The sequence below is a fragment of the Spiribacter salilacus genome (assembly GCF_009649225.1).
GTDB lineage: Bacteria > Pseudomonadota > Gammaproteobacteria > Nitrococcales > Nitrococcaceae > Spiribacter > Spiribacter salilacus.
The window spans coordinates 263,112-280,516 of record NZ_WJPP01000001.1 but is presented as its reverse complement, the minus strand read 5'-3'; the positions used below and the strand labels follow the sequence as shown (position 1 = coordinate 280,516).

Sequence of the window (17,405 nt, the reverse complement as noted above, 5' to 3'; positions counted from 1 at the left end):
TGTACTCCTTGATGAGTGAATCGTTCGCCTTTAGGAATGAATAAGTTAACGATGACTTAAGGTTGCTGCCCAGTACCGTTAGTCGCCTCATCGCTAGCGATTTGCTCAAGTGCCCGGCGCAGGCCCATCAGCGTCGGACTAGCGGCGCGTTTTGGTTGTAAGCGTTCGTGTTGGCGGAGCAATCGGCGAGCTGATTCCAGATGAACCATTGCCAAATTGTATTGGGAGGCGGCGTGTTCAGGCTCGCGCGCTAGCGTGCGCTCAAACTGCTCTTGTGCCTCGGGTAAATCATTGGCGTGATAAGCCATAATGCCCAGCCGGTGTGTGGGGAGTGGCAAGCCTCTATTGTCGTCAGCAAGCGTTGTGTAGAGTGCGGATGCGCGTTCATGCTGGCCTTGCTGAAAGGCCTTGTCTGCTAGCTCTAAGCGCTCAGTAAAGCCAGGCGGGCCGATGTTAATCTGCTCAGTGATGCTGCAACCGGTTATCAGTAGCGTAATGAGAAGAAGACTCATGCGTTGGGTTATTGGAATAATCATTGATTGAAGTCTCCATAGAACGGATAAAATCGATGGCCGATATCAATGAGTTGGCTTTCGTCGGCGGCTAACTCCAAGGTGCCTTGCGTTTTCCAGGGCGCTAGCGCGATTCGCCAGGGGCGTAAAAAACGCTGGCAATGCAGAACGCGAAGCTCATGATTAAGAAACAGCACATCAATGGGGTAGGTCATGCCGAAGGTATGAACGCTACCACCTGGCCAGAGCAGCAAACCTTTTTGTCCGCTTAACGGTTTACTGCCAAGCAGCCCGCGGCCGCGCTCATGTTTGCGAGTAGCGAGTGTGACTTCAAAATAAATTCCATCCGCATTTTCGACCTTTAAACCGACCTTGAATGGGGGTGTCATAAAGACGCCCCAATCCCGCTATCCATAAACTGCATAGCAATCGGGAAACCGATAATCAGAAAAGTGATGGGAAAGAGCAGGGCGACGAGGGGTAAAAGCATGCGCACGGGTGCCTCGTTTGCTGCCTTCTCTGCGCGCATAAAACGCTCCCGCCTGCGCTGGACAGCCTGATCATCAAGAATATGGCTGATTGACCCTCCAGTGGCCTCAGCCTGTAAGACTGCCGCAACAAAATTATTCATGGCCGCTAAATCAACGCGCTCCGCTAAGTGCTCTAAAGCCAGTTCGCGTGATGTGCCCGTGCGTAGCTCCCTTATTAATCGCTGACATTCGATTTGAAGTGGGCCGGGCTCCATCCGCTGTGTGCACTGCGTTAAGGCAGCGTTAAAACTCAACCCAGCCCGCACGCTAAGTGATAGCAGATCCAGTAATGAGGGGAACTTCCGCTCGATCAACTTTTGACGTTGTCGGGTTTGATCGGTAAGCCAGATTGCCGGATAGCTCCAGCCAAGCCCTGTTCCGATGCATCCGGCTAGCCATGCTTTATCGGGATGAATTAGGAATCCAAGCGCGCCTGCAAGCAAACCCATTATTATGCGCAAAGCGATGTATTCCCGAGGTAAAAGCGTGTAGCCCAAGCCGGCTCGGTTTAAAGCGGCGATGATGTTTGAAGTGCGCCGGGGCGAAATGCGCACCATCCATTGCGCCTTCCTTGCAAGGGGCAATAACCAGCGAATTAACCAGGGGGCAGGGTCACGCCAGCGCTCCGTAATTCGCCAATGCGATGGCCGAAGTAAATCCGCACCAGCCACGACCAGCAACGTGAGCGTAAAGCCAATAACCCACTCAGACATCGATATTCACGATTTTACGAATCATAAAAATGGCGAGCGTCATCATCACGCTGACCACCCCAAGCACCGCCCACCCCATAGGCTCTGTAAACAGGCGCTGCATCATTTCGGGCTGTTGTAGATAAAGCATGCCGCCAATGGCAACAGGCAGGAGGCACATCACTTTGCCTTGCATACGCCCCATTGAGGTGAGTGCCTGCACCTTCTCCTCGATCTGCGCTCGCTCGCGTAACGTGCTCGAAACGGTCTCAAGCGTTCCGGCAAGATCGCCGCCAACTTGATGTGAAATCACCAATGCATCTCGAAATAGGCGAAGCTCTGCTGAGGGAAATCGCTGACAAAGGCTGTCTAAAGCGGTTTTTAAATCATCGCCAAGGCGCTGACGCCCCTGTACCAGCGCAAATTCTTGCCCTAACGGATCAGGTTGGCGCTGGCCGGTCAACATAATGGCCTGAGAGAGGTTGGCGCCTGCGCGCAGCGATGAGGCGAGGGCGAGCAGTGCATCTGGTAATTGCGCGATAAACTGCTCATGACGTCGTTTTCGAAGGCGTTTTGCGCCGATGGCAGGGATGCCGAGGGCCGCTATCGAAAAGACTATTGCCAATGGCCACGGCATGCCCAGTAAGGGGGTGGCTAACAATAGAAAACAAGGGATGATGCCCGCCAGCGTTAATTGAATCTGGCTTGCACTCACGAATTGAGTTCGGAGATCTTCACTGACTTTGCCAGCAATACGCCGATGATATTGATGGCCCGCTTCGGTTAATAAAAACCAGCTGGCCAAAAAGGCAAGCGTGCTAGCAATAAAGGCAAAACTGAATAAAAGCATGCTATTCAGTCAACCTTTAAGGCCGCCATGGATCAACTACCGGTCATCGGTTCCTGAGAAAAATAGCTTTTAAGGAAAGATTCAAAAGACGGTTCAGGCACCGCTTCGAGTGCGGCCTGCTCTGCAAGAGATTTTGTTGCCTCAGCTTGCAGTGCAAGAATACTTTCTGCATCTAGCTGATGGTTGCGCAGCGTATTGGCGTGCTGGTTGGATAGTCGTTTCCCAAACTCCACAAATTCTTCTTTGTTAGTACGCATCTCATCAAGAATTTGTGCCGATGGCGTGAGCTCAGGATGACTGGCTCGTTCACGAAATGTAGCTAGCGTGCGGCGATAGCGCGCATCGCCATGGACTTCATCCAGGAGCTCTGCAGGGCCTTCCATCGCCGCTAACAGCTCGGCTGCCCAATCCCTTAGGCACACGCGGTTGCCGTCGCCACGATAAAGAGTCAAGTCCGGGTCACGTCCATTGCGTGCCACAAGCCCCTGATTGGCATTGATATGACTTTGCTCCGCAGGATCAATGGGTGGGCTATCTTCTAGCAGACATAAAAGCAGCAACACCTCTAAGAATTCTAGCTGTTCGGCGTTGACCCCCACCGGCTCGAAAGGATTTAAATCTAATGCCCGTATTTCGACATACTCAACGCCGGCCCGCCGAAGCGCGCAAGTAGGTTGCTCACCGCTTTGCGCAATCGCTTTAGGGCGAACAAAACTGTAATACTCGTTTTCGATTTGCAGAATATTCGTATTCAGTTGCCGCCATTCCCCGTCCACATACGTGCCAATGCGTGCATATTCGGGGTCTGGCGTTTCGATCGCGGCGCGGAGGGTATCTACGTACGCATCGAGGTCGTTATAACTGATGTTCAAAGCTGCTTGGGCATTGTTCTTATACCCAATATCGCTCATGCGTAAAGACGTTGCGCAGGGCGTGTAGTACGTGTGCTTCGAGAATGAATCGAATCCGAGATCTTGACCGCCCGTAAACGATTTGCAGATGGCTGGAGATGCCCCCATTAAATACGGAACAAGCCAGCCATAGCGTTGAAAGTTGCGAATCAAACGAAAATAGAATTCCGAGCGGAAAACGGTGAAATCGCGTGAGTCTTCCTCGCGGGTTTGTACCGCGCGCAAAAAAGACTCACTGAAGGAGTAATTAAAATGAATACCGGCGATGGCCTGCATCGAGCGGCCGTAGCGCCAAGCAAGCCCCCGCCGATAGACATGCTTCATTTGACCGATGTTTGAGCTGCCATAGTTGGCAATCGGAATTGCTGCCTCCCCACCCACAATGCAAGGCATGCTGGTTACCCACAGGAGTTCATCATTGATCTGCGAGTAGGTATATCGATGCAGGGCATCCAAGCGCGCTAGCGCCTCGCTTTCGTCGGTATATGCCGCGGTAACGAGCTCTAGTAGTGCCTCTGAGTAGTCGGTAGTAATAGAAGGGTGACAGAGGGCGGAGCCCAAGCCTGCAGGATGGGGAGTTTGGGCAATATGTCCGTCTTGAGTCACTCTCAAGCTTTCTTTCTCGAGTCCGCGTCGGCTGCCACAGAGCAAACCGCGTTCCCCACTTTGTTGTAATCGTCTTACCCGGCGCTCGGCGCTCTGATTCATTGTTTTCTCACATCGTTTTATTCAGCACCGCAGAATTGTGCCCGTAGTGAAGCAGTTTTGAAATGCCTATGCTGCAGTGCAACTCGCATGCATCCCCTGTCCTCGGTATTGTCGGGGCTGTGGAAATTGCTGATACAGGAGAGTTGAAGATGCCAAGAGTTGCACTGGTCACAGGAGGAACGCGTGGGATCGGAGCCGCGATTGCGAGCGTTCTAAAGGATGCGGGCCATCAGGTTATTGTGACTTACCAAGGGAATGAAGATGCGGCGGCTGCGTTTACGCGAAATACCGGCATGCCAGCCCAGCGCTGGGATGTTGGCGACTTTGAGGCCTGCCAAGAGGGCGTAGCGAGCATTGAGCAACAGTATGGCAGTGTCGATATCTTGGTGAATAATGCGGGTATAACGCGCGATGGAATGCTGCATAAAATGACCAGTGACGAGTGGGATAGTGTTATCAGAACTAACCTTACTTCAGCATTTAATATGACTCGTGCCGTTATCAACGGAATGCGCGAGCGAAGCTTTGGGCGTCTCATTCAGATTTCGTCTATTAATGGCGGGAAAGGCCAGATGGGTCAGGCGAACTACGCCGCTGCAAAAGCGGGCTTAATTGGTTTTACCAAATCTGTTGCACAAGAAAACGCGCGCAAAGGCATTACGGCAAATGTAGTGGCACCCGGTTATACCGATACAGAGATGGTGGCTGCGGTACCGGAAGCCGTGTTGGAAAAAATCATCGCTCAGATTCCGGTTGGCCGATTAGGTCAGGCAGCTGAAATTGGAAAGGCGGTTGCTTACTTCGCGAGTGAAGAGGCAGGATTTGTTACTGGTGCTACATTACATTTGAATGGCGGCCAGTACATGACGTGAGTAAATTAATGAATGAGCAATGGAAGTTCTTTCAGGGGTTTTTGCGCCAACCCGGTCAAGTCGGCTCGATCATACCGAGCTCTAAGGCGCTAGAGCAGCATATTGTTCGGCAAATCGACCCCGCCAGCGCCGATACGCTGGTAGAACTTGGGCCGGGTACGGGGGGTACAACGCGCGCCGTTCTTAACGCAATGGGCCCGAGGGCGCGGTTATTAGCCATTGATATTGATCCTCAATTCATCAGGCACTTAGAGGCTATTGGTGATCCTCGGCTTATCCCTTGTACTGGAACGGCTGCTGATTTAAAGGCGCTATTGTCCCAATACAACCTTGAGGCACCGGATGTTGTTTTCTCGGGTATTCCATTTTCAACGATGGACGATCAGGTGGGGCAACAAATCATCGAAGATGTGTGGGCATCTTTGAAGCCGGGTGGGCGGTTTGTTGCCTATCAATTCCGGAATGCGGTAAAGCAGATTGGTAGCCAGATTTTGGGCCAACCCAGCGTCGAATGGCAGTGGTTTAATATTCCACCAATGCGGTTTTATCGATGGGATAAACCCAAGCGGTGAGGCAGTTCGACTACATCATTGTGGGCGGGGGTACCGCGGGTTGTCTGCTGGCAAACCGGCTCAGCGCGAACCCGCGCAACGATGTCTTATTGCTCGAGGCGGGCGGTAACGATCGGTATCTCTGGATTCATGTGCCCGTTGGCTACCTTTATACAATGAATAACCCGCGCACAGACTGGTGCATGAAGACTCAGCCTGACGCCGGCCTGAATGGCCGCAGTCTTAACTATCCCCGTGGTCGCGTCATTGGTGGTTCCAGCGCAATTAACGGCATGATCTACATGCGTGGGCAAGCCGCGGATTACGATGCATGGGCCGCTCAAGGCAATGCCGGCTGGTCTTGGGAAGAGGTCCTCCCTTTTTTCTTACGTCACGAAGATCACGCGTTTATAAAGAATCACTGGCATGCGCAGGGGGGAGAGTGGCGGATCGAACACCAACGGCTGTCTTGGGAGATTTTGGGGGCGTTCCGTGATGCAGCGGCAGAATGCGGCATACCGCCAACCGATGATTTTAATGCCGGTGATAACGAAGGGTGTGGCTACTTTCATGTCAATCAAAGAAACGGCGTGCGCGTGAGCGCGGCCAGAGCATTTTTGCACCCCATCAAAAAGCGCCCAAATCTGACCGTGTTGCTTGGGGCTGAAGTCACAGAAATTGGATTTGTTGATAAAACAGCGACTAGCGTCTCCTTCATTCATCAAGGCAGCCTTGAGACGGTTCAGGTTGGGCAAGAGGTTGTCTTAGCGGCGGGCGCAGTGCACAGCCCCATGTTGCTTCAACGCGCAGGAATTGGAGACTCGGCCGACCTCAGTCCGCTGGGTATAACCCCTTTGCATCACTTGGCTGGTGTTGGGAAAAACCTTCAAGATCATCTGCAGTTACGAACGGTATTTCGTGTAAATAATACGAAAACATTAAACGAAAAAGCGAATCGGTTACTCGGCCGCTTGGCCATGGGTCTTGAGTATATTTTTACGCGGCGTGGTCCGCTTTCAATGGCGCCAAGTCAACTGGGCTGTTTTGCTAAAAGCAGCGCTAATCAGCCGCGGGCCAACTTGGAATACCATGTTCAGCCCTTAAGCACTGAGAAGCTGGGCGACCCCCTGCACCCGTTTCCTGCGATTACCGCGTCTGTCTGTAATTTGCGACCGGAGAGTCGGGGATATGTTCGCCTGTCTGAGCGCAATGACATTCGTTCTCCGATCATTGTTCCTAACTATCTTTCCACGCCTGGCGATCAACAAGTGGCGGCCGACTCGATACGGCTGACGCGGAAAATTATGAGTGCATCAGCATTAGCGAAATATGGTCCGGAAGAGCTCTTGCCCGGGCCAGATAAACAGGATGATGAGGCCTTATTTGCGGCGGCTGGTCAGATCGGAACCACGATATTTCACCCGGTGGGCACCTGTCGGATGGGGCCTGTGGATGATACCGGAGCCGTTGTGGATGAACGGCTACGAGTGCATGGGATTGATCGATTACGCGTTGTCGATGCCTCAATTATGCCGAACATTACCTCTGGTAATACCAGCTCACCTACTCTGATGATTGCTGAGAAGGCGTCAGAATTGATGCTTGAGGATCAGGCAGCCCGCGCGCAAGTGGCAAGCTAATTAATACATAAGCGGCAATCGGTAGCAGTACCCAGTTGAGCTGCCCAGTGAGGTCTGCGAGAAAACCACCAAAAAGCGGCACAACGAAGTTGACGATAGACCCGATGGTAAACATGCCGGCCGCTAAACCGGCGGTTGCCATGCCTTGGCGGTAAACGGGCGGCAGCCCCATCAGCAGAATAAGGACCATCCCGGCGGCAACCCCGGCAGGCCCCAACGCCGCCAGCCCCAACCAACCCGGCAGAAAAATAAACCATATTAGGCCAATAAGCCCAACGCTAAGCAGGGTAATCAGAGGCTTTGCCCGGCCGAGCCAATAGCGCGAAAACCAAAACATGAGTACTGAAGCAATTAGTTGACTGCCGTTAAGCAGAATGAGTCCAATGGCAATGAGGTGACTCTCATCGCGGCCTTGTAAAACGGCGCCAAGATAAGCGTTAGTGCCAAAGAAAAGACAGCCGCTTGCGCCTAATAAGCCCCCGAGTCGCCATACCAGAGGGTGACGCCAGTCTGGCATCCAGCGCGCGCTGCTGCCAGGCGCATTGGTTGCAACGCCCCGGCCACGAGTTAGTAGTAGGATTCCCAACGCAGGAATGAGCCCAGGCAGCGACCAAAAAATGATGGCGGCGCGCCAATCATTGCCGACTAAAGGCATGATAAGGGGCAGGGTTAAAGTTGAGCCCACGACCTCGCCCATTAACATGCCGTTCATGTAGACCGCAGTACCGAGCGCAAGGCGCGATGGCCACCAGGCGCCAAGCAGGGTGGGGAGTGCCGGTTGCATTGCTGCAATGGCCAGACCCATCAACGCACTGGCGATAAATAACAAGGTGGCAGCGCTTGCAAAGCTCCGCAAGCTAGACATCAGTACAACACCCAATAACGCGATGATTAGCGTTTGACGAGCCCCAATCCGACTAATCACCCAAGCCGCCCCGAGTGACGCGATTGCGAGCATTAAGATCGGTACCGTTGTGAGTGCCCCCAACCCGGTCTGACTCAGTTGTAACTCGTCGGCAATAATCGGCGCTAACGGCGGGGCCACCATCACGGTGAGCCGCAGATAGAGGCCCGCTGCCCATAATAAGATGAGGGCTAAGGGAAGGGAGGGTTGCGCAGTACGATTACTGAGCATGTGCGAGCCGCTGTGCAATATCAACCATCCGATTAGAAAAGCCCCATTCGTTATCAAACCAGCAGACGATTTTAGCGAAATGTCCCTTTGCCACGCGGGTTTGGCGCAGGTCAATGATTCCTGAATGCGAGTCATGATTGAAGTCCACTGAGCTTACCGGGTCCGCATTAACATCAATGATGCCGCGCCACTGATCCGCACTCCGCGTGGAAAATAGGCTGTTTAGCTGCTCGGCGCTTGTGGCTTTCTGCAGGCTTAAGCTGATGTCCATGGCCGATACGTTTGTGGTGGGAACACGAATATGGGTGCATTCGATTTTTCCAGCTAGCGCCGGGAGTAAACGGGCGATACCCGCAGCTAACGCGGTATCAACCGGTACCATTGCGTTTAGAGCGGCTCTGCCTTGGGTAATCGTATCGCTAACGGGTTGATCGTTCATGGCGGCATGCAGCGTTGTTGAGCCGCCGTGCAGAATCCCAAATGCAGAGTCGATGGCGTCTAACAGCGGGACAAGGCAGTTAGTTGTGCATGAGCCAGCCGAAATAATTTGATCCTCGGGTTGAAGGATGTGGTCATTAAATCCATGAATAATCGTGGCGTCCACGTCTTTTGTGGCGGGGTTGGAAAACAGGACTTTTCTTGCGCCAGCCTGAAGGTGCGCAGCAGCGAGATTTCGATCGGCTGGCTGTCCGCTGCAATCCAGCACCAGGTCAATACCAAGCTGCTTCCAGGGTAGTTCTTCTGCTGAGACTCCGGGGTATAGCGCAACTTTCTGGCCGTCAAATTCAAGCCAGTTTCGATGGGCGGTGACGGCGGCCTTAAAGCGCCCATGGTTACTGTCATAGCGAGTTGCTAAAGCAATTGAGTCTGCGTCACCGGGTTGATTAATTGCCGCTATTTCAAGGTTACGGGTGTCTGCGCGCTCAATTATGGCGCGCAACACGCTGCGGCCAATGCGGCCGTAACCGTTTATCGCAATCCGGTATCCCATGTGCGCTAAACCTCGTGATAAGCGGTGGGGTGTGGCATTCTCTGCCGCCTAGGATAAACCCTAAGAGGATCACTATGGCACAACTGGAACATGGCCATTCACCACACGCCATTAAGGAACGGCTTGATTTAGACCATCAGCCCAGTTACTTACGGGATGCCATTCTCGGCGGTATCGATGGATGTGTCACGACTTTTGCTGTGGTTGCGAGCGTTGCCGGCGCGGGGCTGCCAGGCATTGTGGCTTTGGCATTAGGCGTCGCAAGTTTGATTGCGGATGGCTTTAGTATGGGCGTTAGCAACTATCAAGGTGTCAAAAGTGAGCTTGATGCTGTTAACCGGACGCGCGCTATGGAAAATCGACATATACGCCAAGAGCCGGACGGTGAGCGTGAAGAGATTCGGCAGATTTTCGCGCGCAAGGGTTTTGACGGTGATGTACTCGAGCAAATTGTCGATAGAATTTCTGAAGATGAAACGCTGTGGGTTGAGACCATGCTGCGTGAAGAGCATGGCCTTGATTTACGTGGATTTAGCCCGCTCAAGGCGGCAATGTGGACCTTCTTTGCGTTTCTTTTGGTGGGCTCGGTTCCTCTACTCCCGTTCTTGCTGCCCTCAGTAGGACTAGACGTTGCCTTTGCAACGAGTATTGGTATGACGGGTGTTACGTTTTTTGGGATTGGCTTCGCTAAAGGCGTCATTATCGGGGAGAGGCGGTGGCGCTCCGGTTTTGAAACGCTTTTGATGGGTGGCGCGGCGGCGCTTATTGCCTATTGGGTGGGCGGAATATTTGAGCCGATGGTGGCAGATCTAGGGCTGGCGGTGACGTCCTGATAAGATGCGACAAGATACTTCAGGAAGAGGACTCATAAATGACCAGTTCAATACAAATCATTCTCGTACCCGTCGATAGTTCAAAAGGCGCTGTGCAGGCGGCAACTTACGCTGCTGGGTTGGCTGAGGCGCTCAGTGTGCCCCTCCGACTGTTATTTGCCTTCCCAAAAGATCCGGTTGAGGCATTCGGAATACCTACCGAAGCGCCGCGCGCTAAAGAGCTTGAATATTACGCCCCTGAGGCGTTTGCTCGGCTTCGCGACGTCAGTGCCGAAAAGGTTTTTGCATCGGCGCGCGAGGCAATTGGTGAAATCTCTGTTGAGATTCAGGAAGAAATTGTTTCTGGGCCAGCGGGTGAGGCCATTGTGGAGCATGCCGAAGGTTCGCCAGGCGCAATGATTGTGATGGGTAGTCGTGGCATGGGCAGCCTGCGTGAAATGCTGCTGGGCAGTGTCAGTCAGCGCGTCCTACATCATGCGCCTTGCCCGGTCACGGTTGTGCGCTGAGGCTGTGCATCGACTCGCCGAACAGGCAAAAGCACTTGGGCAGACTCTGGTTGAGCAAAATCTTCAACTTGTGCTCGCGGAATCATGTACCGGGGGATGGGTGGCTAAGGTTTGCACCGATGTGCCGGGCAGCTCCCAATGGCTGGATTATGGGATCGTCTCCTATAGCAATTCGGCTAAAGAGCGATTGTTAGGTGTATCTCAAAAAACATTAGAGTCGAAGGGCGCGGTCAGCAAAGAAACCGCGCTTGAAATGGCGCATGGCGCGATCGCCGGGCAGCCCGACCGCTTGGCAATTGCCATTACTGGCATTGCTGGCCCGGGTGGGGGCAGCGCTGAAAAACCGGTTGGGCTGGTATGGTTTGCGTGGGTATTGGACGGGCATTGGGCCGATGCGGAATCCGTCATTTTCAAAGGCAACCGTGAAAACATCCGCCAGAGCAGCGTTGAGTTTGCCCTTAAAGGCGCTTTGGATAGGGTCATGAATTTAAAAATCCGCTAAACGGTGCTTGTCATAAGTGGCTTGGGGTGGGAGGTTGCATCCTTCTATGGGATAATCTGGCGGTTAAACAAACGCCGCCGCAACCGCAGGAGAATCAGATGGATGAAGATCGCAAAAAGGCCCTAGGCGCAGCGCTTGGGCAAATTGAAAAGCAGTTTGGTAAAGGCGCCGTCATGCGGATGGGCGATGCGCGTGCAGTCGGTAATGTGCCGGTTATTTCTACGGGTTCTCTGACGTTAGATGTTGCGCTAGGCATTGGCGGCATCCCGCGGGGGCGCGTTATTGAAATTTATGGCCCGGAGTCATCAGGTAAAACGACCATGACTTTGCAGGCAATTGCTGAGGCCCAAAAGGCCGGCGGCACTGCAGCTTTTGTTGATGCTGAGCATGCGCTTGATCCCGATTATGCAGAAAAGCTTGGTGTGAATGTTGAGGACTTACTGATTTCTCAGCCTGATACTGGTGAGCAGGCCCTTGAGATTGCAGACATGCTGGTTCGCTCTGGGGCGGTGGATATTGTTGTGGTCGACTCGGTTGCGGCATTAACTCCTAAAGCGGAGATTGAGGGTGAGATGGGAGACTCCCATGTCGGCCTACAGGCAAGATTGATGTCGCAGGCGTTGCGTAAGCTTACTGCCAATATTAAACGCTCAAACACCACGGTCATCTTCATCAATCAGATCCGAATGAAAATTGGTGTGATGTTTGGTAGCCCAGAGACCACAACAGGCGGAAACGCCCTGAAATTCTACGCATCCGTGCGAATGGACATTCGCCGAATTGGCGCGATCAAAAAGGGCGATGAGGTTGTCGGTAATGAGACACGCGTCAAAGTGGTTAAAAACAAAATGGCAGCGCCATTTCGTCAAGCTGAATTCGAAATCTTGTATGGCGAGGGCATCTCTAGAGAAGGCGAATTGATCGACTTAGGCGTTAAACAAGGCTTGGTCGAGAAATCCGGTGCGTGGTACAGCTATAAAGGCGACCGAATTGGGCAAGGCAAAGATAACGTGCGTCAGCATCTCAAAGCTCACCCAGAGATAGCCGAAGAGCTTGATCGGACTCTGCGTGAGCAGTTGCTCAAGCCGGTTGTGCGCCCTGAGGCTGAGGTTGATGAATCTGCCAAAACCGACGCCTGAGTATGAGGAAGTTCGTGAGCGTTGCTTGGGGTTGCTTGCTCGGCGCGAGCATTCGCGTCGAGAACTGCTACGAAAATTAAAACAGCGCGGTTTCGACGATGCAGAGATTGCCCATCAAGTGCTTGATGACTTAGAAGAGCAGGGTTTGTTAAGTGAAGCTCGTTTTGTGGAGTCTTTCGTTCGGACGCGGATTGAAAGCGGGCATGGGCCTTTAAAAATTCGTGCCGCGCTGCAGGAGCGGGGCATCGGATCTGCCGTGGCAAGTCAAGCGCTTGATGATGATCGATCAATCTGGCGAGAACGCTGCCGGCAAACATGGTACAAACGGTTTGGAACGGCGCCAGAAGACCGCAACGAAATTGCCCGTCATACGCGGTTTTTAGCCTCACGGGGATTTGAAAGTGAGGATATTCGGGCTGTTCTACAAGAAGTAACTAAAGCGAGTAGGCATGACTAAAACAAGCGCAGAAGTGCGCAGTGCATTCTTCAAATTTTTTGCAGAGCGCGGGCATGAGATTGTGCCGAGCGGATCGCTTGTGCCTGCCAATGATCCCACGTTGCTGTTTACTAACGCGGGGATGGTGCCGTTTAAGGAGACCTTTCTGGGTTTGGAAACGCGCGACTATCAGCGCGCGGTTACCTCGCAGCGGTGTGTTCGTGCCGGTGGCAAACATAATGATCTAGAAAATGTGGGATACACCGCACGGCACCATACGTTTTTTGAGATGCTCGGCAATTTTAGCTTTGGCGATTATTTCAAAAAGGAAGCAATTCGTTACGCGTGGGAGTTTTTAACGGAGGTGCTGGAACTACCAGCAGAGCGACTCTGGGTAACGGTGTACGAGGAAGATGATGAAGCGGCGGATATTTGGCTCAACGACATTGGCGTAGATCCCTCTCGATTTTCTCGGATTGGCGCGGCCGATAACTTCTGGTCAATGGGCGATACCGGCCCATGTGGCCCTTGCTCAGAAATTTTCTATGATCATGGCCCCGATGTACCGGGGGGTCCGCCGGGCACGCCAGAGGAAGACGGAGATCGGTATGTCGAAGTCTGGAATCTGGTTTTCATGCAGTTTGATCGGTCGGCCGATGGCACTCTAACGCCGTTGCCCAAACCGTCTATAGATACTGGCATGGGGCTGGAGCGTATTAGCGCCGTTGTGCAGGGTGTTACCAATAACTTTGATATTGATCTGTTCCGGCAACTGATTAAAGCAGCCGCCGTGCTGGCAAAAACAAATGACCTTGAAGATAGCTCACTGCGGGTAATTGCGGATCATATTCGGGCCTGTGCATTTTTGATTGTTGATGGCGTGCTGCCCAGTAATGAAGGTCGCGGTTACGTGCTGCGTCGGATTATTCGCCGAGCGGTTCGGCATGGATATAAACTTGGTATTACCGAGGCCTTTTTCTATCGCCTAGTTCAGCCACTTGCTGATGAAATGGGCGCTGCATATCCCGAGTTGGTCGCAGAGCAGAAAACGATTGAGCGTGTTTTACGCCAAGAAGAAGAACGCTTTCGAGAGACGCTCGAGCAAGGCCTACGCTTGCTTGAAGAAGACTTGGCATCGCTTAAGAGTTCGGTCATTCCCGGCGAAACGGTGTTTAAGCTGTACGACACGTTTGGGTTTCCTGCTGATCTCACAGCTGATGTGGCGCGTGAAAAGAATTTAACGGTCGACATGGAAGGTTTTGAGCAGGCGATGACGGCGCAACGCGAAAGAGCCCGCGCGGCCAATACATTTCGTGTTGCAGAAGGCGCGCTCACCCAGTTTGAGGGCGTTACGGAATACAGCGGCCAAGACGTGCTTGAGGATGCCGGGCAAGTCATTGGTTTATTTAACGAGGATGGCGAACCCGTAAAAACCTTGCATGAAGGTGAGCTGGGTACGGTTATTCTCGATTGCACGCCTTTTTATGCCGAGTCTGGCGGGCAGGTTGGCGATCAGGGGCATTTGTTAGCAATTGATGTCCGCTTTAACGTCGATGACACCCGAAAGTATCGCCTCTCACGTGGGCACATTGGTCGTGTAGAAACCGGTGAAATTAATTTGGGTGATGCGCTTGATGCCCGGGTTGAGCCAACTCGACGTGAGCGAATCACACTGAACCATACGGCAACCCATCTTTTGCATGCGGCATTGCGCGATATTCTTGGTTCGCACGTCCACCAAAAAGGCTCGCTTGTGGCAGAAAATCGGCTCCGATTTGATTTCTCGCACTTTGAGCCGATAGACAGTGCGACGTTGCATCAGATTGAAGCTAGGGTGAATGCTTGGATTCGCTTGAATGCGGCCGGCGAGATCTTTGAGACCGATTATGAAAAGGCTATCGAGCTGGGTGCGATGGCTCTTTTCGGCGAGAAATATGGCGATCGGGTGCGAGTGGTTCGATTCGGCGATTTTTCAACTGAGCTTTGTGGCGGGTGCCATGTGGGTGCCACCGGCTCAATTGGTTATTTCAAAATCATCGCTGAAGGGGGCGTGTCTTCTGGCGTACGCCGCATCGAGGCCCTAACGGGGGCGGCGGCAGTTGCCGAAGCACAACAGCAAGAGGCGCAGCTTAATCAGCTAGCTTCACGCCTGCGAGTCAGTCGAGAGAATCTTGCAACGCGTCTTGATCAAGAGCTAGAACGCGTAAAAACCGCAGAACGTGAAGTTGATCGGCTTAACCAGCGCCTTTCCAGTCAAACGGGTAGCTCTATTGCCGAGCAAGCGATACAGATTGGCGAGGCCAGTGTGATCGCCATGAAGGTCGAGCAGAGTGCAGACTCATTGCGCACAACAGTCGATCAGTTAAAAAACAAGCTCGGTAGTGCCGTTATCGTATTGGCAGCTGTTGAGGGTGATCAAATTCGGCTCGTTGCCGGGGTTACCGATAACCTGACCTCTCAGGTCAGTGCGGGCGACTTGGTTAAGCATGTGGCAGAGCAGGTTGGTGGCCGAGGTGGCGGCCGTGCTGATTTTGCACAGGCTGGCGGGACGGATGTCAGCCAATTGCCCACAGCGCTGGAGGCGGTGCCGATGTGGCTCAAAACAAAGCTAGAAAAGTGAATTCCTAGATATGGCATTGATTGTTCAGAAGTATGGCGGGTCTTCGGTCGGGACCATAGAGCGCATTGAAAACGTTGCTCGTAAAGTGATTGCTAGCCGCGATGCCGGCAATCAGGTTGTGGTGGTTGTTTCGGCCATGAAGGGTGAGACTGATCGGCTTACCGAGCTTGCCCGAGCAGCGGCTCAAACCGATCATCCACGGCCCCGTGAGTTGGATCTATTGCTCTCCACCGGAGAGACGGTGACCATCACCTTGCTGACTATGGTTTTAGAAAGGCTTGGAGCCTCTGCTCGGTGTTATACCGGCGCTCAGGTGGGTATTCGGACCGATAGCGCATTCAGCAAAGCTAGAATTCAAGAGATCGATAATCGTTTTATACAGGGCGACTTAGACGCTGGGCGAATTGTCGTTGTTGCCGGTTTTCAAGGCGTGGATGAGCGCGGTTCCATTACCACGCTCGGACGGGGTGGCTCAGATACCACTGCCGTTGCACTCGCTGCGGCCTTATCAGCGGACGAATGCCAAATTTATACTGATGTGGATGGCGTTTACACCACTGATCCACGCGTTGTGCCCACCGCTAGACGCCTTGACCGCATAACATTCGAGGAAATGCTTGAGCTGGCGAGCCTTGGGTCGAAAGTTTTGCAAATCAGAGCCGTTGAGTTTGCCGGCAAATATCATGTGCCCCTGCGCGTGTTGTCGTCATTCGAAGACGGACCTGGCACCTTGATTACGATGGAAGGAGCAGATATGCCACAGGGCAGTATGGAAGAGCCATTAATCGCTGGGATCGCGTTTAATCGCGATGAGGCGAAACTCACAGTATTAGGCGTGCCCGATACGCCCGGCATTGCTGCCGGTATTCTCGGCCCAATCGCCGCAGCTAATATCGAAGTCGATATGATTGTTCAGAACATTAGTAACGAAGGTCTGACCGACTTTACATTTACTGTGCATAAGAATGATTACGATCGAGCAATGGACATTCTGCGTAAACAAGCAGAATCCCTTGGGGCCCTTGAGGTATTTGGTAATAAGTCGATTACCAAATTGTCTTTAGTTGGCGTCGGTATGCGCTCACACGCGGGGGTAGCCAGTCGGATGTTTGATACGCTGGCGGCTGAAGGAATCAATATTCAAATGATTTCAACCTCCGAGATAAAAATCTCTGTGGTGGTCGATGAGAAGTATCTTGAGCTAGGCACTCGTGCACTGCATCGCGCCTTTGAATTAGATGACGAAGAAGGGAATACGGTGACAGTGGAGGGGGAAGGGTAGGTTTAATTGGGCATATGTGCAGACATGTTCGCTTTAAACCACTACAATAACCCGTTAAATTGATGAGCTTTTGGGGAATCCTGAAGGGGCGATTAATAGATCGGCAGGAAAAAGCGAATCATTTACATAAATTCAGGTCTATACATACCTGGAACAAAATTTGACAGCACGCGCATAGGGGCATAGGGCAGCTAAAGGCCTCTGCGCGTATCAGGAGTCGGCATAATGCTCATTCTTACCCGCAGGGTCGGGGAAACCCTGATGATCGGCGATGAAGTCGCGGTCACCGTATTAGGCGTTAAGGGCAACCAAGTCCGCATCGGCGTAAAAGCACCTCGCGATGTCTCTGTGCATCGTGAAGAGATTTACGATCGAATCCATGAGGAAGGCGCCAGTGACGAAACCACAGATACAAATTCCGACGAATAGTTAGAAGCCGGTTTACGAATCATGCTGTTTGCCGTATTCTCACTCACGCTAAATTGGAGAGGTGGCCGAGTGGCTGAAGGCGCTCCCCTGCTAAGGGAGTAAGGGTTTTATCGCCCTTCGAGGGTTCGAATCCCTCTCTCTCCGCCAGATATAAAAAGGCCCCCTCAGGGGGCTTTTTTATATCTGATGAACGGTGGTTCGAACCCTCGAAGACAGCAATCGGGGTTCGACTAATTGCCGAAGGCAATTAGGACACCGAGCGTAAG

The 17,405-nt window shown here is 52.7% G+C and carries 18 protein-coding genes and 1 tRNA gene; 12 read left to right on the top strand and 7 right to left on the bottom strand.

Translation table 11 applies throughout. The features are described from left to right. Positions 1 to 56 precede the first annotated feature (56 nt). Genes GH984_RS01405 through gshA form a run of 5 tightly spaced genes read right to left on the bottom strand, consistent with a single transcriptional unit; the run spans position 57 to position 4,203 of the window. Positions 57 to 536 (bottom strand): tetratricopeptide repeat protein, encoded by a 480-nt coding sequence (locus tag GH984_RS01405; protein WP_153718422.1) that lies wholly within the window; start codon positions 534 to 536, stop codon positions 57 to 59. After that, positions 533 to 901 (bottom strand): DUF192 domain-containing protein, encoded by a 369-nt coding sequence (locus GH984_RS01400; protein WP_153718421.1) that lies wholly within the window; start codon positions 899 to 901, stop codon positions 533 to 535. Before GH984_RS01400 ends, GH984_RS01405 begins: the two co-directional genes overlap by 4 nt. Next, a complete protein-coding gene (locus GH984_RS01395) occupies positions 898 to 1,755 on the bottom strand; it encodes a type II secretion system F family protein (protein ID WP_153718420.1) in 858 nt (285 codons plus the stop codon). The genes GH984_RS01400 and GH984_RS01395 overlap by 4 nt, the downstream gene beginning before the upstream one ends. Next, positions 1,748 to 2,584 carry a type II secretion system F family protein gene (locus GH984_RS01390; protein ID WP_153718419.1) on the bottom strand — a complete coding sequence of 279 codons (837 nt, stop codon included), beginning with the start codon at positions 2,582 to 2,584 and terminating at the stop codon, positions 1,748 to 1,750. Before GH984_RS01390 ends, GH984_RS01395 begins: the two co-directional genes overlap by 8 nt. Positions 2,585 to 2,616: 32 nt before the next feature. Next, the gene (gshA, locus tag GH984_RS01385; RefSeq protein WP_153718418.1) at positions 2,617 to 4,203 is read right to left on the bottom strand and encodes a glutamate--cysteine ligase; all 1,587 of its coding nucleotides are present in this window, start codon (positions 4,201 to 4,203) and stop codon (positions 2,617 to 2,619) included. Between the two features lie 149 nt (positions 4,204 to 4,352). On the opposite strand from gshA, the gene phbB reads away from it, so the two are divergent. From phbB to GH984_RS11045, 3 genes are read left to right on the top strand one after another with little or no spacing between them, the layout of a single operon-like run. Next, the gene (gene phbB / locus GH984_RS01380; protein ID WP_153718417.1) at positions 4,353 to 5,075 is read left to right on the top strand and encodes an acetoacetyl-CoA reductase; all 723 of its coding nucleotides are present in this window, start codon (positions 4,353 to 4,355) and stop codon (positions 5,073 to 5,075) included. Positions 5,076 to 5,083: 8 nt separating this feature from the next. Beyond that, complete coding sequence (locus GH984_RS01375; protein WP_153718416.1) at positions 5,084 to 5,647, top strand: class I SAM-dependent methyltransferase; 564 nt, start codon at positions 5,084 to 5,086, stop codon at positions 5,645 to 5,647. Continuing rightward, the gene (locus GH984_RS11045) at positions 5,644 to 7,266 is read left to right on the top strand and encodes a GMC family oxidoreductase (RefSeq protein WP_369691885.1); all 1,623 of its coding nucleotides are present in this window, start codon (positions 5,644 to 5,646) and stop codon (positions 7,264 to 7,266) included. The genes GH984_RS01375 and GH984_RS11045 overlap by 4 nt, the downstream gene beginning before the upstream one ends. On the opposite strand, the gene GH984_RS01365 is transcribed toward GH984_RS11045, so the two are convergent. Together GH984_RS01365 and GH984_RS01360 are read right to left on the bottom strand one after the other, a co-directional pair. Further along, complete coding sequence (locus tag GH984_RS01365; RefSeq protein ID WP_153718415.1) at positions 7,190 to 8,401, bottom strand: MFS transporter; 1,212 nt, start codon at positions 8,399 to 8,401, stop codon at positions 7,190 to 7,192. The genes GH984_RS11045 and GH984_RS01365 overlap by 77 nt on opposite strands. Next, complete coding sequence (locus tag GH984_RS01360; RefSeq protein WP_153718414.1) at positions 8,391 to 9,392, bottom strand: type I glyceraldehyde-3-phosphate dehydrogenase; 1,002 nt, start codon at positions 9,390 to 9,392, stop codon at positions 8,391 to 8,393. The genes GH984_RS01365 and GH984_RS01360 overlap by 11 nt, the downstream gene beginning before the upstream one ends. A 74-nt stretch (positions 9,393 to 9,466) precedes the next feature. Here GH984_RS01360 and GH984_RS01355 point away from each other — a divergent pair, with 74 nt between their 5' ends. The 9 genes from GH984_RS01355 (at position 9,467) to GH984_RS01315 (ending at position 17,286) form a co-directional block, all read left to right on the top strand. After that, on the top strand, positions 9,467 to 10,225 hold the full coding sequence (locus GH984_RS01355) for a VIT1/CCC1 transporter family protein (RefSeq protein ID WP_153718413.1): 759 nt from the start codon (positions 9,467 to 9,469) through the stop codon (positions 10,223 to 10,225). Between the two features lie 38 nt (positions 10,226 to 10,263). Further along, positions 10,264 to 10,731 carry a universal stress protein gene (locus GH984_RS01350; RefSeq protein WP_153718412.1) on the top strand — a complete coding sequence of 156 codons (468 nt, stop codon included), beginning with the start codon at positions 10,264 to 10,266 and terminating at the stop codon, positions 10,729 to 10,731. Next, positions 10,700 to 11,233: a CinA family protein gene (locus GH984_RS01345; RefSeq protein WP_153718411.1), complete on the top strand. Its 534-nt coding sequence runs from the start codon at positions 10,700 to 10,702 to the stop codon at positions 11,231 to 11,233. Before GH984_RS01350 ends, GH984_RS01345 begins: the two co-directional genes overlap by 32 nt. A gap of 98 nt (positions 11,234 to 11,331) precedes the next feature. Beyond that, positions 11,332 to 12,372 (top strand): recombinase RecA, encoded by a 1,041-nt coding sequence (gene recA, locus GH984_RS01340; protein ID WP_153718410.1) that lies wholly within the window; start codon positions 11,332 to 11,334, stop codon positions 12,370 to 12,372. Continuing rightward, positions 12,347 to 12,829, top strand: coding sequence for a regulatory protein RecX (locus GH984_RS01335; RefSeq protein ID WP_153718409.1), 483 nt, complete (start codon positions 12,347 to 12,349; stop codon positions 12,827 to 12,829). Before recA ends, GH984_RS01335 begins: the two co-directional genes overlap by 26 nt. Next, positions 12,822 to 15,428: an alanine--tRNA ligase gene (alaS, locus tag GH984_RS01330; protein WP_153718408.1), complete on the top strand. Its 2,607-nt coding sequence runs from the start codon at positions 12,822 to 12,824 to the stop codon at positions 15,426 to 15,428. Before GH984_RS01335 ends, alaS begins: the two co-directional genes overlap by 8 nt. Before the next feature lie 10 nt (positions 15,429 to 15,438). Next, positions 15,439 to 16,710, top strand: a complete 1,272-nt coding sequence (locus tag GH984_RS01325; protein WP_153718407.1) for an aspartate kinase — start codon at positions 15,439 to 15,441, stop codon at positions 16,708 to 16,710. A gap of 225 nt (positions 16,711 to 16,935) precedes the next feature. After that, positions 16,936 to 17,139, top strand: a complete 204-nt coding sequence (csrA, locus tag GH984_RS01320) for a carbon storage regulator CsrA (protein WP_153718406.1) — start codon at positions 16,936 to 16,938, stop codon at positions 17,137 to 17,139. 55 nt (positions 17,140 to 17,194) lie between these two features. Next, a tRNA-Ser gene (locus GH984_RS01315) sits at positions 17,195 to 17,286 on the top strand. Positions 17,287 to 17,405: the final 119 nt, after the last annotated feature.

Bases quoted from the DNA above. Each gene is read 5' to 3' on its own strand.
- GH984_RS01365 (WP_153718415.1), bottom strand. From the start codon at position 8,401: ATGCTCAGTAATCGTACTGCGCAACCCTCCCTTCCCTTAGCCCTCATC.
- GH984_RS01390 (WP_153718419.1), bottom strand. From the start codon at position 2,584: ATGCTTTTATTCAGTTTTGCCTTTATTGCTAGCACGCTTGCCTTTTTG.
- GH984_RS01360 (WP_153718414.1), bottom strand. From the start codon at position 9,392: ATGGGATACCGGATTGCGATAAACGGTTACGGCCGCATTGGCCGCAGC.
- GH984_RS01395 (WP_153718420.1), bottom strand. From the start codon at position 1,755: ATGTCTGAGTGGGTTATTGGCTTTACGCTCACGTTGCTGGTCGTGGCT.
- GH984_RS01335 (WP_153718409.1), top strand. From the start codon at position 12,347: ATGAATCTGCCAAAACCGACGCCTGAGTATGAGGAAGTTCGTGAGCGT.
- GH984_RS01325 (WP_153718407.1), top strand. From the start codon at position 15,439: ATGGCATTGATTGTTCAGAAGTATGGCGGGTCTTCGGTCGGGACCATA.
- GH984_RS01375 (WP_153718416.1), top strand. From the start codon at position 5,084: ATGAATGAGCAATGGAAGTTCTTTCAGGGGTTTTTGCGCCAACCCGGT.
- GH984_RS01355 (WP_153718413.1), top strand. From the start codon at position 9,467: ATGGCACAACTGGAACATGGCCATTCACCACACGCCATTAAGGAACGG.
- recA (WP_153718410.1), top strand. From the start codon at position 11,332: ATGGATGAAGATCGCAAAAAGGCCCTAGGCGCAGCGCTTGGGCAAATT.
- gshA (WP_153718418.1), bottom strand. From the start codon at position 4,203: ATGAATCAGAGCGCCGAGCGCCGGGTAAGACGATTACAACAAAGTGGG.
- GH984_RS01350 (WP_153718412.1), top strand. From the start codon at position 10,264: ATGACCAGTTCAATACAAATCATTCTCGTACCCGTCGATAGTTCAAAA.
- alaS (WP_153718408.1), top strand. From the start codon at position 12,822: ATGACTAAAACAAGCGCAGAAGTGCGCAGTGCATTCTTCAAATTTTTT.
- csrA (WP_153718406.1), top strand. From the start codon at position 16,936: ATGCTCATTCTTACCCGCAGGGTCGGGGAAACCCTGATGATCGGCGAT.
- GH984_RS01400 (WP_153718421.1), bottom strand. From the start codon at position 901: ATGACACCCCCATTCAAGGTCGGTTTAAAGGTCGAAAATGCGGATGGA.
- GH984_RS01405 (WP_153718422.1), bottom strand. From the start codon at position 536: ATGATTATTCCAATAACCCAACGCATGAGTCTTCTTCTCATTACGCTA.
- phbB (WP_153718417.1), top strand. From the start codon at position 4,353: ATGCCAAGAGTTGCACTGGTCACAGGAGGAACGCGTGGGATCGGAGCC.
- GH984_RS01345 (WP_153718411.1), top strand. From the start codon at position 10,700: ATGCGCCTTGCCCGGTCACGGTTGTGCGCTGAGGCTGTGCATCGACTC.